This is a genomic window from Chitinophaga sp. 01L420, from assembly GCF_056399985.1.
This window is the reverse complement of record NZ_JBFTSK010000025.1, coordinates 111,330-125,473: the sequence shown is the minus strand read 5'-3', so window position 1 is coordinate 125,473 and position 14,144 is coordinate 111,330. Positions and strand designations below refer to the sequence as shown.

At 44.0% G+C, this 14,144-nt stretch carries 13 protein-coding genes; 7 read left to right on the top strand and 6 right to left on the bottom strand.

All coding sequences use genetic code 11. The features are described from left to right. Both AC1DP6_RS22135 and AC1DP6_RS22130 read left to right on the top strand, forming a co-directional pair. Positions 1-1,059: a response regulator gene (locus AC1DP6_RS22135; protein ID WP_477056768.1), complete on the top strand. Its 1,059-nt coding sequence runs from the start codon at positions 1-3 to the stop codon at positions 1,057-1,059. 61 nt (positions 1,060-1,120) lie between these two features. Continuing rightward, a complete protein-coding gene (locus tag AC1DP6_RS22130; RefSeq protein WP_477056767.1) occupies positions 1,121-2,002 on the top strand; it encodes an NmrA family NAD(P)-binding protein in 882 nt (293 codons plus the stop codon). On the opposite strand, the gene AC1DP6_RS22125 is transcribed toward AC1DP6_RS22130, so the two are convergent. Beyond that, positions 1,999-2,751, bottom strand: a complete 753-nt coding sequence (locus tag AC1DP6_RS22125; RefSeq protein ID WP_477056766.1) for a peptidase associated/transthyretin-like domain-containing protein — start codon at positions 2,749-2,751, stop codon at positions 1,999-2,001. The genes AC1DP6_RS22130 and AC1DP6_RS22125 overlap by 4 nt on opposite strands. Positions 2,752-3,043: 292 nt before the next feature. On the opposite strand from AC1DP6_RS22125, the gene AC1DP6_RS22120 reads away from it, so the two are divergent. Then, positions 3,044-3,436 carry a hypothetical protein gene (locus AC1DP6_RS22120; RefSeq protein ID WP_477056765.1) on the top strand — a complete coding sequence of 131 codons (393 nt, stop codon included), beginning with the start codon at positions 3,044-3,046 and terminating at the stop codon, positions 3,434-3,436. A 94-nt stretch (positions 3,437-3,530) separates the two neighbouring features. On the opposite strand, the gene AC1DP6_RS22115 is transcribed toward AC1DP6_RS22120, so the two are convergent. Then, a complete protein-coding gene (locus AC1DP6_RS22115; protein ID WP_477056764.1) occupies positions 3,531-3,860 on the bottom strand; it encodes a DMT family transporter in 330 nt (109 codons plus the stop codon). A 193-nt stretch (positions 3,861-4,053) separates the two neighbouring features. Here AC1DP6_RS22115 and AC1DP6_RS22110 point away from each other — a divergent pair, with 193 nt between their 5' ends. Then, positions 4,054-5,694: a peptide MFS transporter gene (locus tag AC1DP6_RS22110; RefSeq protein ID WP_477056763.1), complete on the top strand. Its 1,641-nt coding sequence runs from the start codon at positions 4,054-4,056 to the stop codon at positions 5,692-5,694. Positions 5,695-5,784: 90 nt separating this feature from the next. Here AC1DP6_RS22110 and argH read toward each other — a convergent pair whose 3' ends face one another. After that, positions 5,785-7,287, bottom strand: coding sequence for an argininosuccinate lyase (argH, locus tag AC1DP6_RS22105; protein WP_477056762.1), 1,503 nt, complete (start codon positions 7,285-7,287; stop codon positions 5,785-5,787). 362 nt (positions 7,288-7,649) lie between these two features. Between argH and AC1DP6_RS22100 the strand changes: the two genes are divergently transcribed. Then, positions 7,650-8,393: a hypothetical protein gene (locus AC1DP6_RS22100; protein WP_477056761.1), complete on the top strand. Its 744-nt coding sequence runs from the start codon at positions 7,650-7,652 to the stop codon at positions 8,391-8,393. An 805-nt stretch (positions 8,394-9,198) separates the two neighbouring features. Here the strand turns inward: AC1DP6_RS22100 and AC1DP6_RS22095 are convergent. From AC1DP6_RS22095 to AC1DP6_RS22085, 3 genes are all read right to left on the bottom strand, one after another. Beyond that, complete coding sequence (locus AC1DP6_RS22095) at positions 9,199-9,765, bottom strand: DinB family protein (RefSeq protein ID WP_477056760.1); 567 nt, start codon at positions 9,763-9,765, stop codon at positions 9,199-9,201. Between the two features lie 206 nt (positions 9,766-9,971). Beyond that, positions 9,972-10,718 (bottom strand): LytR/AlgR family response regulator transcription factor, encoded by a 747-nt coding sequence (locus tag AC1DP6_RS22090; protein WP_441574910.1) that lies wholly within the window; start codon positions 10,716-10,718, stop codon positions 9,972-9,974. Positions 10,719-10,735: 17 nt separating this feature from the next. Next, positions 10,736-12,646 carry a tetratricopeptide repeat-containing sensor histidine kinase gene (locus tag AC1DP6_RS22085; protein WP_477056759.1) on the bottom strand — a complete coding sequence of 637 codons (1,911 nt, stop codon included), beginning with the start codon at positions 12,644-12,646 and terminating at the stop codon, positions 10,736-10,738. A 412-nt stretch (positions 12,647-13,058) separates the two neighbouring features. Between AC1DP6_RS22085 and AC1DP6_RS22080 the strand changes: the two genes are divergently transcribed. Both AC1DP6_RS22080 and AC1DP6_RS22075 read left to right on the top strand, forming a co-directional pair. Beyond that, positions 13,059-13,697, top strand: a complete 639-nt coding sequence (locus tag AC1DP6_RS22080; RefSeq protein ID WP_477056758.1) for a hypothetical protein — start codon at positions 13,059-13,061, stop codon at positions 13,695-13,697. Positions 13,698-13,716: 19 nt separating this feature from the next. Beyond that, the gene (locus AC1DP6_RS22075; protein ID WP_477056757.1) at positions 13,717-14,082 is read left to right on the top strand and encodes a hypothetical protein; all 366 of its coding nucleotides are present in this window, start codon (positions 13,717-13,719) and stop codon (positions 14,080-14,082) included. Positions 14,083-14,144: the final 62 nt, after the last annotated feature.

The following is a 14,144-nucleotide window of genomic DNA, read 5'->3' as shown; positions in this document are numbered from 1 at the left end:
TTGAAAAAGATCCTGCTAATTGAAGACAACGTTGAGATTGGAGAAAATATAGCTGAAATACTTCACCTGGCTGGTTATTCCACTTTAATCGCAGTAAATGGAAAGGAAGGAGTTGAATTAGCTATTGCGGAATTACCTGATCTGATTATATGCGACATTATGATGCCGGTGCTGGACGGTTATGGTGTATTGCATCTGTTGCATAAAAACAAAGCGCTTAGAAATATACCGTTCATTTTTCTTACGGCAAGAGCAGAAAAAGCAGAAATTAGAAAAGGTATGGAAATGGGAGGAGACGATTACATTACCAAACCTTTTGACACTACAGGGCTTTTAAATGCCATCGAAAGCAGGTTAAGAAAATCCGATCAGCTTAAACAGGAGCTGCCTCCGGATATACAAGGCTTGCAAACCCTGATGAGTACTGCTATAAATAAGGATATGCAGGAGTTAATGAAAGAAGGTCATAGCATTCAGAAATATAAAAAGAGACAGGATATCTACATGGAAGACCATCGCCCCACCTGCCTTTACTATGTGCTAAAGGGAAAAGTCAGAACCTATAAACGTAATGAAGAAGGTAAAGAACTGGTCATTGGCTTGTATAATGAAGGAGATTTTCTCGGATATACCGCGTTGCTGGAACAAAGGGCCTACAAAGAAAGCGCAGAAGCAATGGAAGATGCCGACCTCGTCATCATTCCAAGGGAAGATTTCGAAGCCCTCCTATTCAATAATCCTGCAGTGATGCACAAGTTCATTCAGCTACTTTCCAAAAACATTACAGAAAAAGAAGAACAGTTGCTGGGCATCGCCTATAATTCTCTCCGCAAAAAAGTATCTACAGCTCTTTTGTCGCTCTACAATAAATATAATGCTTCCGGCCACGAAAGCTATAGCTTCGATATGAGCCGGGACAGCCTTGCGGCATTAACCGGTGTGGCTAAGGAGTCTCTGATTCGTACCCTGGGCGATTTCAGGGATGAAAAGCTGATAGCCATCAAGGCAGGGCAAATTACCGTTATAAACCCGAAAAAACTAGCATATATGGCCAATTGAGCACTCCCGGATTTTTATCTGGCATAGAATTTAGGCCCTGTCATATTATAAATCATCATCTATGCATATTGTATCAGGCGCAACGGGTCACGTTGGTACCTTCGTAGCAAACGCGCTGCTGGAACGCAAAGAATCCGTTACCGTTATTCTTCATCATCCTGAAAAGGCAGAACGTTGGAAACAGAAAGGTGCTCAGGTAGCCATAGCAGATGTTCTTGACACGGAAAAACTACAAGCCATCTTTGAAAATGGCAAACGACTTTTCCTGTTAAATCCTCCGGCAGCTCCAAACACAGACACTGTCAGCAAAGAACTTGAAACACTTGCATCTGTCTTACAGGCACTCAAAGGCAGCAATATTGAGAAGGTAGTAGGCGAATCAACCTACGGAGCCCAGACGGGTGAAGGCATCGGGGATTTGGGCGTTTTATATAAAATGGAACAGGAATTAAAAGCGTCGTCTATCCCTAATAGCATCATCCGCGCTGCCTACTATATGAGTAACTGGGATGCTGCGTTAGCCACCGCCGTAAAAGAAGGAAAGGTACATACCATGTATCCGGTCGACTTTAAACTACCGATGGTGGCACCGAAAGATATCGGAAAGATAGCCGCAAGACTGATGCTGGCGCCCATTAATCATACAGGTCTACATTATGTGGAAGGACCGGAAACGTATTCCGCAGCCGATGTAGCTGCTGCATTTGCTGTTGCACTTGGGAAACCGGTGCAAGCCGTGGAAACGCCGGCAGATCAGTGGGAACGAATGCTGGAAAGCAATGGTTTCTCTAAGATAGCCGCTGCCTCCATGATAGCGATGACCAACATTACCCTCAAAGGAGCCTATACCAAGCCTAATCTGCCAGAGCGTGGCGCTACTACCATTCAACAATATATTACCACATTAGTGAGCAAAGCTGCAGGAAAAAAAGTAATTTCTTAAGGCTGAGCAGGATGTTCCCGCCTCCAGCCTTCAGCGAAGTATTTACCTGACTCCTGGATGAACTGATAGTATTGGTATTCATTCTCGAAGCTCAGGAGCATTTCATAGGTGGGGCGGTATTCTTTCATGAAAACTTCCAGCGCCGGTGATGTAAGGCCGGTTATTTTCTTTACCAGCTCCTTACTAAACCGGTGGTCAATGTATTTCTCACGTTCTTCCCGCTCCATGAAGCGACGGAAGTTCTCCATCCGTTTGATCTTCTTCATGCTGAACAAAGCGTCCAGGTTGATCCCCACTCCCATGCCGCTGGTTCCACCGCCAGACAGGTATTCCGGTGAGTAGTCAAATACTTTACGGTATTCTTCCCGGTTCTTCAATGAATCTGAGAGGTAATCTCCCAGGCGCATGGTGGATACCACTACGGTGGGTAAAACATGTGTGTCCACATGCAGACTTATATCGTAAGGGCGATTATTGTTGATTTCTTTTACGGCGAATTTCATGGTAGCCTTTCCCTGGTAGGAAAAACTGATGGAGTCTGTGAGCGGCAAAACAATCGAGTAATGCCCGGCAGAATCAGATACTGCACCCGCGCCAGAGTTGCTCATTACGCTTACTCCCGGCAGCCCAAATCGTGCTGAACGGTCGAAGGTAGTACCATGAATCCGTACCTGTCCGCTGGAAACCAACCGGAACAGGATGAATACGCTCAATATGACAGTTGTTCTTAAAATACCTGATTTCCCCATTTTGGCCCAATCTAAGACAGGATAAAAACATAAGCAAGAATAACTAAAATATTAACAATTCATTCTCTATTTCAATACGTCTGATTATATAAAATGTTCCCCTGAAACATTTACTGATAGTTTTTCTGTTGGCCATAAGCAGTTCCATACATTCGCAGGGATAACATCATATAGCCGTTGCCGTTGGCTACATCATTTGAAACCCGGCTGTCGCTAAATGATAACTGATTGTCGTAAAATGGTAACAACGCAGCCTCCGGGCGCCGCTACCTTTGTTTCAAAATCAGAACTTATGAAACAGCTTAAAACCACCTTGCTGATCAATGCCATCAGCTCCGCTGCCGCCGGCCTTCTGTTAATCATCCTGGCCAGCCTGTTTGCCACTCTTTTTGGCGTAGCAACGCCCACCCCTTTTACAGGAACAGGTATTTTTCTATTGGTTTTTGCCGGCCTTGTGGCGTATACTGCTACCCGGCCGCAGTTGGTGGCTGGTTTGGTGAAATTAGTTACATGGATGGATTTGTCATGGGTACTCGCCAGTGTTGTTTTCGTGATCGAATACGGCGGCCTGATCACACTTACCGGGAGTATCATTATCATAACCATTGCCGCTTGGGTGGCGCTGATGGCCATATTGCAATATAAAGGGATTAAAATGTTCCGTGAAACTAACCATGCGTTGTAGACAGACCGGGATAACACCACGTGAAGAGCTATTGTATGCAATAGCTCTTTTTTTTGTTTACATCAGGAAGATGACCATCTTTTGCCCGTAAGGCTTAATGTGCCGACATCTTAGAGAAAACATGGATGATCACCACTCCGGCTATAATCAACAGCATTCCAATGATCGCCGGTAAATCCAGTTTTTGTTTATAAAGTAAAGCACCTACCACACTTATCATGACTATTCCCACACCGGACCAAATGGCATAGGCAATACCAACCGGCAAAGTTTTTAAAGTCAGACTTAAGAAGTAAAACGCCACAGCATAGCCTGTCACTACAATAACAGAAGGCCAGAGTTTTGTAAAAGAAAGAGATTGTTTCAGGGCACTTGTGGCGATGATTTCTGCGACGATAGCAATTCCCAGATACACATATTTCATGACTGATTCTTTTACCGGCGAATTTAACCAATACCCGCTTAAGGTAGACTTCCAGTTTCTCCAGGGATATGTTGACGCCTTCTCTCACCGGAGTGTTTAGATTCCCATCTTTCCCTTATTTTAGCGGTTTGGCGGTAACGGATGATATCGTTTCACCGCTCACAATAACCACAGCTACCTATATTTTGTTTATATGAAAAAAACGCGTAATCATCCAACGGCACTGCCTTTCCTGTTTCTCTCTGAGATGTGGGAGCGATTTGGATTTTACCTGATCCTCGGTATTTTCCAGCTATACCTGACAGACACTTCAAAAGGCGGCTGGGGCATGGACCGTGCTACTGCGGCGGATATCTTCGGCACCTTTATCGCTTTTGTGTACCTCACGCCCTTCCTGGGTGGTTTAATTGCCGACCGCAAACTCGGCTACAGTAAGTCGATTATCATCGGAGGCATATTAATGGGTATCGGATATATAGGTTTGTCTGTACATAACCTTACTGTATTTTACCTGTCCCTTGCACTGATCTGTGTGGGTAACGGGTTCTTTAAACCTAACATTTCCACTTTGCTGGGGAATGTGTATAATGATGAAAGGTACCGCAGCCGTAAAGATACCGGGTATAATATTTTTTACATGGGTATTAATATCGGCGCTTTTATCTGTAACTTTTTTGCTGCCTTCCTGCGCAATACCATTGGCTGGGGCGCAGCATTCATTGCTGCCGGTATAGGCATGTTCCTGGGTGTGCTGATTTTTGTTATCGGGATGAAACATTACCGACATGCAGATGTACGCAAACCCGAGCAAGAGGGCGATATGCCACTGAGCAGGATTTTCTCGGTTGTATTCCTGCCGGCAATTGTAGTAGGACTCGGCGCCTGGTTTATTCCCGGCAACATCTTCGGGTCCGACTCCACCGATGCATTCATCTTCGCCTGTGTACCAATCGTGTTCTTTTTTGTATCCCTGCTGATGAAAGCGGATGCAAAGGATCGTAAACCCATATCAGCACTGTTGGCCATCTTTGCGGTGTCTATTGTCTTCTGGGCGGTATTTAAACAGAATGGTACGGCACTGACTACCTGGGCACAATATTATACCGACAGGGAAATTCCTGCAGCTATTGAGCAACCTGCGCAACGCCTTTACCTGGTAGAAACGGTGCAGAACAAACCGGATTCCGTCACTGCTTATGATAAAGAATTCAGGGTGGTGCGTGATGCGGCTGGCAAACCCGAAAAAGTGTGGGGTAATGTAGCCTACTTCAAAAATGTGGCACCGGAGAAGATGCCCGCAGAAGGAAAAAGTTTCAGCTTGTACAATACTGAGTTGTTTCAATCCATCAATCCATTTTTTGTCATTACATTAACGCCGCTGCTGGTAGCCTTCTTTGCATTACTGCGGAGACGAAACCGGGAACCTTCTACTCCATCAAAAATAGCGTGGGGATTGTTGATATCAGCATTGTCAACGCTGATGATGGTAGGTGCGGTATATGTATGCAGCAATGGCGCTATTAAAGCATCACCATGGTGGCTGATAGGCTGTTACGGCGTCATCACCGTAGGAGAATTGTTTCTGAGCCCGATGGGATTATCACTGGTGTCCAAACTTAGTCCGGCACGTATTACCTCACTGATGATGGGAGGCTGGTTCCTGGCCACTTCTATCGGCAATAAGCTCTCTGGTATTCTGGCAACATTATGGGATACGTATGATAACAAGGCGAACTATTTCCTTGTAAACTTCCTGCTGCTGGGAGGAGCGGCAGCCGTGATATTCATGATGCTGCGCTGGCTGAACAGGATTTTCAAAGAGTATGTAAAGTAATGATAAATAACTATCCTATCTTACCGGCAACTGATTAATTTCCGGTAAGATAGGATCATATTCCCTTTGCCTACAGTCACATAAAGCCCCTCAATATTGCTTCACCAATTCCATCAACGCCTCCTTCTTTCTACTTAAATATGCCTTGTTTTTTTCCAGCCAGGCAGATTTAGCAGCAACATCTTTTTGGCCATTGGAGATCATCTCCATCACTGATGACATCGCCGGCATCCCCGGTCCTGTTTTATGCGCTACGCTTTGGGCAGGATCAAGTGCTGTCTGTAATTGCTTTTCAGAGATGGTCAGCTCATGCCCTAATCGTTCTTTCGCGGCAGTCTGAATCATCGCCAGGGTAATCTGATCCGCCGTTTTCTTTTCCGCTATCGCATTATTAACAACGGAGGCAATCACCTCATGCGCATCCCTGAAATCAAGGTGGGCGCTCTTCACCAATACATCCGCCAGATCAGTCATGGTGGAGAAGTTTTCCCGGGCGTACCTGGCCATCGTTTCTTTATTGACATGTAAGGTGCTGACTACGCCGGTCATCGTATGGGTGGCAGCCAGAAGGGCATCAAGACTCTTGAGTTCCAGCATCACCCTGACGCCGCTATGCTGATATTCGATGCTGTTTAAGGAGGTCAGCACAGACATGAGTTGCCCGGTGGTGATCGCCGCTGCCTTGCGGGTTCTTTCAAGGGCATCGGGATTCTTTTTTTGTGGCATCATGCTACTGATACCGGCATATGAATTATCCAGTTCTACTGAGTTGTATTCGTCCGTACTCCAGAGCTGCAACTCCGAAGCCAGGCGGCTAAGATCACTCATGAAGATGGCATTATCGGCCGCAAATTCAGCGATATGATCCCAGCCAGCCGCGCCTTCTATCGTATTCACCACAAGCTGGTTAAAGCCCAACAGGTCAGCAACCCTGTACCTGTCCAGCGCCCAGCTGGTGCCACCACTTGCGCCTGATCCCAGCGGACATTGATCTATACGTTCATACAACTGAAGATAACGCACTAAACATTTCGCCAGGCTTTCATCAATAGCTGTTAAATAATGAGCGAGTGTACCTGGCTGCGCCTCTTTTCGGTGCGTGTAAATCACCATCACCGTTTGCAGGTGCYCCAGTGCTTTCGTTTGGATGGCCGTACGCAGGCGTATCACCCCTTCGATCACCTCCAGCAACTGATCCCGTAAGTACATCCGGTTAGTCGTATTGTCGAGGTCATTACGACTTCGACCGATATGCATTTTTCCACCCACGCTGCCCACTTCTTTGATCAACTGCGCTTCATAAGGAAGGTATACCTGCAGGGAGGGATTTTGCACAGCCAGCTTATCTACTCTAACAAGACCATTCAATATACTTTTAGCTTCTTCATGGCTGATGATCTTTTGTTCGGCCAGCATGATCACATAGGCCCTATGCAATAAGGTTTGATAAGGAAATGTAGCGCTGACCAGGTTCTTTGCACTGACTTCATAATCATAAAGCTCCTGGAATTCCGGCGCCTTGGATCCTGAAGTACGACCAATCCGGCTGGCATCCTGTAAATTTTTACTCAAGGTGTTGTTTGAACTTTCCATTGTCCTGCCTTTTTCACTTATCAATTGTGCTTTCAGTTTTAATGGACAAAGCAAGTGTATCACCGCAGCCAGGGCGATCGGATAGTATATTTTACATCTCATAATGGTCGCAAAGTAAGGAAAAACAATAAATAAATGAAACATTGTTGCATTTATTGAGTTGCGATATGCATCCTGGAGAATACCTTTTTTCAATATTCTCTAAAGGCCCATACATTCGCATTTGTCATTCTCAAATCCTTACTACACTAGTTTTGAATATTATACAATAGGCCATACACTCCCTTTAGCTAATCTTCAATTTGCCCCGAAAACACGTTCCCCGAATTATGTTATATTTATAGTAATCAAAATAATCTCTCATGGCAAAACAAATGTCTATTATTCCCTTTACGGGAAAACTCGGCCCTCTCATTGGGTATAAACGCAATGGCAACTACTTCCTGCGCTCCATGCCTGAAAGCGTGCAGCAAACGGCTGCTACCCGCCGCGCATCCCGCCGCTTTGGCATCGCCAGCAGGAAAGGCGCTTTTATCCGGCATGCTTTCTACGGCCACCTGGATATCCATTGTGATGGCGGCCACATCAATCGGCTAAACAAGCTACTCATTGCTGCCGGCGATCATCACGAGGCCCTGACAGGCTTCCGCTTCAATCAGCATACCGGAATAGATCGTTTTTTTCCGGTGGCCCCCCGCCTTTTAAGCAACGGGATATTAAACATTCCCGCACAAACCATCGCCGGGTATAACGGTATGGCTGCCCTGGAAGTAAAAGTGATCGCAACGCGTATCGATTTTGTATCACGTCAGGTGGCAGGTAGCGAAACGGTTACGCTCATGATAGCCCCCGATACTACTTTCCAGGAAACAAATGTTTCACTGGAGGTACCCGGGAAGGGTTCACTGGTAGTCGTTTTCCAGGTAAGATCCATGTACAAGGATAGCCCATCCGGCAACAGAAAATACATGGCGGCAGATATTATTGCGGTGGCAGCGCCACAGGTACCCAAATCTGCTCATAAACGTACCTACCCAAAGCGGAAGATATTGCTTCCCAACCTTACCTATACACACGCATATCCAGCTATCATTCAACTGGAATAAAGCCATCTTGCCTCCGGAGATATTTTGATGAATAGTCCCTTTATACCTGCTTCCTTTCAATAGTCTATTTCTTTCCACAGCTACAGTCTCGTACTGAAGTAGCCCTGCTATGGCCATTTCTGACCTTTATCCATTTACTGATGCAATTTCATCGGCGTTATACATCCGAACGTCACCCCCGCATCAAGTCCACCTCTCCTGCAGGGCTTCTATAGGTGCACAGCGGGTGCTAAGCATAGGCTCGACAGAGCCTAGATAATGAAGAGGTAATGCTAACTATAGTGATGGGGATTCCTAATGCACTATATCTTAAAAGTGTATTAGAGACAATGGAGATAAAATTCCTTCTAAATTTACCGGACAAGAGGCTTAACACCCTGTATGGCTTTCTGATAAGCGGCATCTATATCCTCCCATCTGCCTGCGCTGAAGTAATAGATAGCTAACGCCATCCATCAACTCTAATTGGACAGCCCTTTTATACAAAAGGTATTTAGTTGCTCTAAAACTGGTTATAGTAGCTAATGGAAATGATAAATTCTTTTTTCGCCGCCCGAGCAGCCGGCTAATCATGTCAAACAACCTAAACATAGGTCTTCTTTCAAATACAATTCTTTCACTGGTAATGCAAAAGCTACCCTGTTTGGCACTGTATTTACCCGTGATATAAAGCGCATTTCCCTGGTACAACAAGGTTTCCTGTGGGTTAAGGGGCCACTTTACCTGAATATTATTCATGCTAACTAATGTATGGCTAGCCACAAAAGTATATTTTTATCACTAGCTTAAGGAGCAGATAATGGTTTTATTTATCATTAAGCGTGGCAGGTGGAGTCATGCCACACATCCTGAGATAAATCGCCAGCTGACCATAATGTTCATTCGCATGGGTAAGCGCATAAAACGCGAGGTCCAGCCTGGGGAGCTTTCTCCATCTAAAATCAATCATGTCCATTGCATTTTGATCTGTCAATGTTGAAATTGCTTTACGTCCAATTGAGAAAGAGCTTTTGAGGTATTCGATCACCTCCTTTTTGGTTTTAATACTTTTGGGGCCATTTACATCCTCAATGTCAGCACRTATAGAATCACCGGTAATGACACTCCAGATAAGAATATTATCGGTGGCCAGATGCATGATTTGCCCGGCAAATGTTCGTACCCCTTCGAAATGGGTATTTTTTATATGGAGGCTCTCGGGAGTGAAATTAAACTTGCTCTCGGGCATCGCTTCGGCAGCCGTCAGAATATCATTTTCAATCTTATTAAATTGCCTTTCTATTGCTGATGAAAGCGACTTTTGCCCAAAACAAGAAGCCATCATGATAAGATTGAATGCAAAGAAAATGATCGCTTTTTTAAGAGAGCCCATATGATAACGATTAAATGAATGATTAACAAGGTATAGTTCAGGAATGATCGTTTTGCGCGGAAGGGTAAATGCAATATTTTCAAAAATACTATCTCAAATATATAAAATCATGGTGCTAAAAAAGCTAAAACTTCGGAAAACTAAAAGAAGCTGTCTCATTTATTTACGAGACAGCTTCTTTCAGTTTTCGTTATGATAAAACCCGCTTAGGAAATGTTTTCGAGGTAATTAAGCACCTCTTCTTTTTTCCTGCTGGAAACGGGCACCTGTTCATTGTTCTGCATTTTTAAATACCCCTCCCGGTAGTATTTTTCCACGTAGTGGAAATTAACCAGGTAAGACTGATGGCACCTCAAAAAGCCAGAGGGTACCAGTAAACTCTCATAGTCTTTCAGACCTTTAGAGACAAGGATTTCTCGTTTATTCTTCAGGTAGAAGGTGGTGTACCCCTTGTCACTCTTGCAATACATAATATCTTCTACAGAAACGATTTCTATATATTCAAGGCTTTTCAATGCAATCCGTTTGGGAGCTGTTCCACCCTGGGCCATATAATGTTGCCGGGCTATTTCCAGTTGTTGCTGGCCAACATGCTCCTGTTTCCGTTGGTGGAAACATTTGTTCAGCATTTCCGTTAACGCGGCTTCGTCTATTGGTTTCAGCAGGTATCCGAAAGCTCCCATATTAAGCGCCTGTATGGCGTACTGGTCGTAAGCGGTAAGGAAAATAACCTGGAAACCTTCACTACCTATTTCATGAAATAACCGGAAACTGTCGCCGTCTTTCAGCCTGATGTCCGCTAAAATAATATCTGGTTTCAATGCCGGTATTTCCCTGGCCGCCTGTGCTACTTCAGGGGAGTTCCCAACGACTTGTACAAAAGGAATGCTTTGAACAACCTGTAAAAGGTGCTTCAGAATGAGCGTTTCATCTTCAAGGATATAAAGCTTCATGTATAATTACTTTCTGGTTAATCTTTAATTTCTGGTATTACAATACGCACAGTAACGCCGTGTGCACCGTTATTTTCTTTGTTCTCAATTTCAAATTTTGCTTCCTGTCCGCTGGACTTAAAAAGTGCCTCCAATCTATCTTTAAGGATAATTCCGGCCAGAGATCTTTTCTTTTGCGGCCCTTCTTTCTTACTGATAATGCCTGTGCCATTGTCATCTACCACGATGAGCACCTGGCCATTTTCAGCACTGAATGATACCGTTAAAATGCCTTTGTACTGAATATTTCTGAACCCATGTTCTATGGAATTTTCAATAAAAGGCTGCACTAACATAGGGGGTATCAGTATATTTTCAGGATAAAGATCATCAGCTACGGTTACCTGGTAATCGAAAATCCCTGCAAAACGCATCCGCTGTAGCTGAAGATAATTTTTCAACGAGGTGACTTCCTCCTCCAGGCTGATAAAATCCCTCCTGCTTTGTTCGAGTACACTGCGTAATAGCCCCGAAAATGCAGACAGGTAACGGACAGATTCTTTTGTATCGCCGGAAGCAACAAGGCTTTGCAGGTTCGCAATGGAGTTAAATATAAAATGCGGGTTTAACTGCGCCTGCAGTAATTTTTGCTCCATGTTCAGGCGGCTGTTCTCTGATTGCAGCAATTTGTTTTTTTCTTTCAGGCGATATTGTCTGTGTAGAATGTAGAAGAATAAAAGTATGCCTATGAATACCAGGGATGCCAGTGCCAGCGTCCATCTTTGCTGCCGGATCACTTTTTCGTTCAACGCATTGCGGCTGCTCAGCTCAGCGATATTCCGGTCTTTTTTCTCTGTTTCATATTTTGCATGTATCTCCTCTACCTTAACCGCTTCTATCTTTCTGAGATCATCTAATTCTAAGGCAAAGGCATAATCTGCTGCTTTCATTGCATCTGCATATGCACCTTTCTTTTTATAGGCTTCTATAAGTCCTTTGTAATAACTTGGTTCTTCTCTACCATCTTTGTTTTTCCTGGTAAGGGCAATAGCTTCCCTGTAATAGTGGATCGCCGAATCCAGTTGATTATTACGAATAAAGCTGGTAGCTAAATTATTATACGCATACGGCATCAGGTTATTGCTCTTCTTCAAATAATCAACGAAAACCCTGCTGGCTTCAACGGCTTTTTCAGGCTTGCCCTGCCGGGCGTATACCTGGCATAAGTTATCGTAAGACCGCGCAATGGCCATGCTATCACCTATACTTTTCGCGAGATTACGTGCCTTTACATTATACAACATCATCTTTTCATAATCATCTGCCCTGGAAGCCAGCATGAAAGAAATATCGTAATACCGTTGCCGGATTACCGGATGGGACTTGTAGGGATGATTTTTATAATATCGTTCAGCGTATTCCAATGACTCTTTTCCATTATGGTTCTGATAGTAGGCTTTGGCCATCAGATCATAAAAGCGGTAAGTTAGCCTGCTATTGGAGCTTTCCGCTTTTTTCAGGGCAGAAAGCAAGCCATTCATCACTACTCCGTCTACTGTGCCATTACTGGTCATATTATCCAGGATGCTGTAGGTCTTCAGCATGTCTACTTCTACATCACTCTTCTTTCCGGTCATTTTTCTGTATTCGGCCATTGCGCTGTCCCGCTTTTTTTCCAGGTTGTACCGCCTTGCGCTGAAATAATGATAATAAGCTTGAAGTGTGCTATCAGCCGCATACCGGAGCAGGCTGTCCTCCCTGTAAATAACTTCTTTGTATCCGGCAGATAATAACGTATCCATAGAAATGACCAGGGACAAATAATCTTTTCCGGATGTTGTATCAAGGGTATTTTCGGGATGATGCTGTTGCTGCTTGTTATTCTTGCAGGAGGCAACAACAAGCAGGGTCAAAACACAAAAGAAAGCAAATGACGTTCTCACATTCATCAATGAAATAAATTTAGCTGCGCAAAAAAACGTAAATATATAAACTGATCCCCTTTTATCCCCCGGTTTTATAATCCTAATTATTTTTTAAATGTCTGATTTAAAAAAATAGTGTACGCGACCGGRTAAATATCCAATGGTTTCCATCCCTTATCCGTAGCATCTCACCCTATATCTGCACCCGTTTCCATTCAGATAAAGGATAATATATTGCAGATATGGACTGATAGGCGGCGAATAGCGGTCGCCGTATCCTATCTCCAGGTAGGCGGCCTATACTTGTATCCTTAATTTCTCTCTACAGCATATTTCTAAAGCAGTGTCGAAGACTTATCACCAGATCGAAATGCCCTGGCGGAAAGCTGTTTAAATGAAAAGCTGCTGAAAGTGGTATCACAATAAAAAGAAAATTATGGAATATAATCACCCAAGTTCACTAAACAAAAGTAAATCCGGGCAAAAATATTTACTCGTCATTACTGCCATAGTAATAACCATCATCTTATCCTGCTATTGGCTACTTAGCCGTACAGGCCAAAAGAACAGGCCACAGGAGTCAGCTTCACTCGCACCAATTATCTCCGACAGTACCAATATGAAGCCGGCCTACATTGACTTCTCCCACTCCCCTTTTAGTAGTCTGGATACAAAGACAAAAAAGCTGTTACGTTCCCAAAATTACAGTGATGGTACAACGTATGCGATAACCCGGCATGCGGAAAGAGCCCCTTCCACCATTTGTTATGGAGATTTTGATGCCGATGGCTACAAAGATGTGGCCATTGTGATGGATAATGAGGATAAACAATGCAGCCGCCTGTTGATCATCTGCACGCAAACAGCCACCAAAGAAAAGTTCCTGGCTTTCTCTGAAAACTATGCAGACAAAATAAAAATCAATGCTTTTCCGAAGGGATCAAAGATCATCATGAATAATGAATCACCTGAAACATCGGCCATTGACGGCATTATAGCCATTGGGGAAGATGTAAAACTGGCGGTTGTGTATGATACACATCTGCAAAAATTCAACACCTTTTACCAGGAATAATTTTCAATAAAATCTAGATATGAAAACAATCAAAACAATCCTTTTGTCAGTGGCTGCAATAGCCACTATACTATTTTCAGCTTGTGGAGATAGCGCACCTGCCAAAAACTACTTCTCTGAATCAGGGCTAACACTGGAAACGTTCAGCAACCAGGAATTGAATAATCACCTTAAAAAAATTGAGCCCTTATACAATGAAATGGCTTTTGCTGTTGAGAAAAAAGACAAGGGTGCAGACGCCAGGCTGAGCGCCTCTTTTTCAGACTGGCTACTGCAGGCGTTGTCGTTTAAAGATGCATTACCAGTCGAAGAGCAAAAAAAATTTGACGATGCGCTTGAAAAGATCAACAGCAAATGGGTAGAGAAAAAGAACAAATTATTGTAAGCAAACCGACTGACCAGAAAAGCACAATACGGCCCTTTCATTTATTCCGCTGTGTTACCACC

Coding starts and splice junctions, on each gene's coding strand:
- AC1DP6_RS22130 (WP_477056767.1), top strand. CDS start 1,121: ATGCATATTGTATCAGGCGCAACGGGTCACGTTGGTACCTTCGTAGCA.
- AC1DP6_RS22125 (WP_477056766.1), bottom strand. CDS start 2,751: ATGGGGAAATCAGGTATTTTAAGAACAACTGTCATATTGAGCGTATTC.
- AC1DP6_RS22120 (WP_477056765.1), top strand. CDS start 3,044: ATGAAACAGCTTAAAACCACCTTGCTGATCAATGCCATCAGCTCCGCT.
- AC1DP6_RS22115 (WP_477056764.1), bottom strand. CDS start 3,860: ATGAAATATGTGTATCTGGGAATTGCTATCGTCGCAGAAATCATCGCC.
- AC1DP6_RS22110 (WP_477056763.1), top strand. CDS start 4,054: ATGAAAAAAACGCGTAATCATCCAACGGCACTGCCTTTCCTGTTTCTC.
- AC1DP6_RS22100 (WP_477056761.1), top strand. CDS start 7,650: ATGGCAAAACAAATGTCTATTATTCCCTTTACGGGAAAACTCGGCCCT.
- AC1DP6_RS22090 (WP_441574910.1), bottom strand. CDS start 10,718: ATGAAGCTTTATATCCTTGAAGATGAAACGCTCATTCTGAAGCACCTT.
- AC1DP6_RS22085 (WP_477056759.1), bottom strand. CDS start 12,646: ATGAATGTGAGAACGTCATTTGCTTTCTTTTGTGTTTTGACCCTGCTT.
- AC1DP6_RS22080 (WP_477056758.1), top strand. CDS start 13,059: ATGGAATATAATCACCCAAGTTCACTAAACAAAAGTAAATCCGGGCAA.
- AC1DP6_RS22075 (WP_477056757.1), top strand. CDS start 13,717: ATGAAAACAATCAAAACAATCCTTTTGTCAGTGGCTGCAATAGCCACT.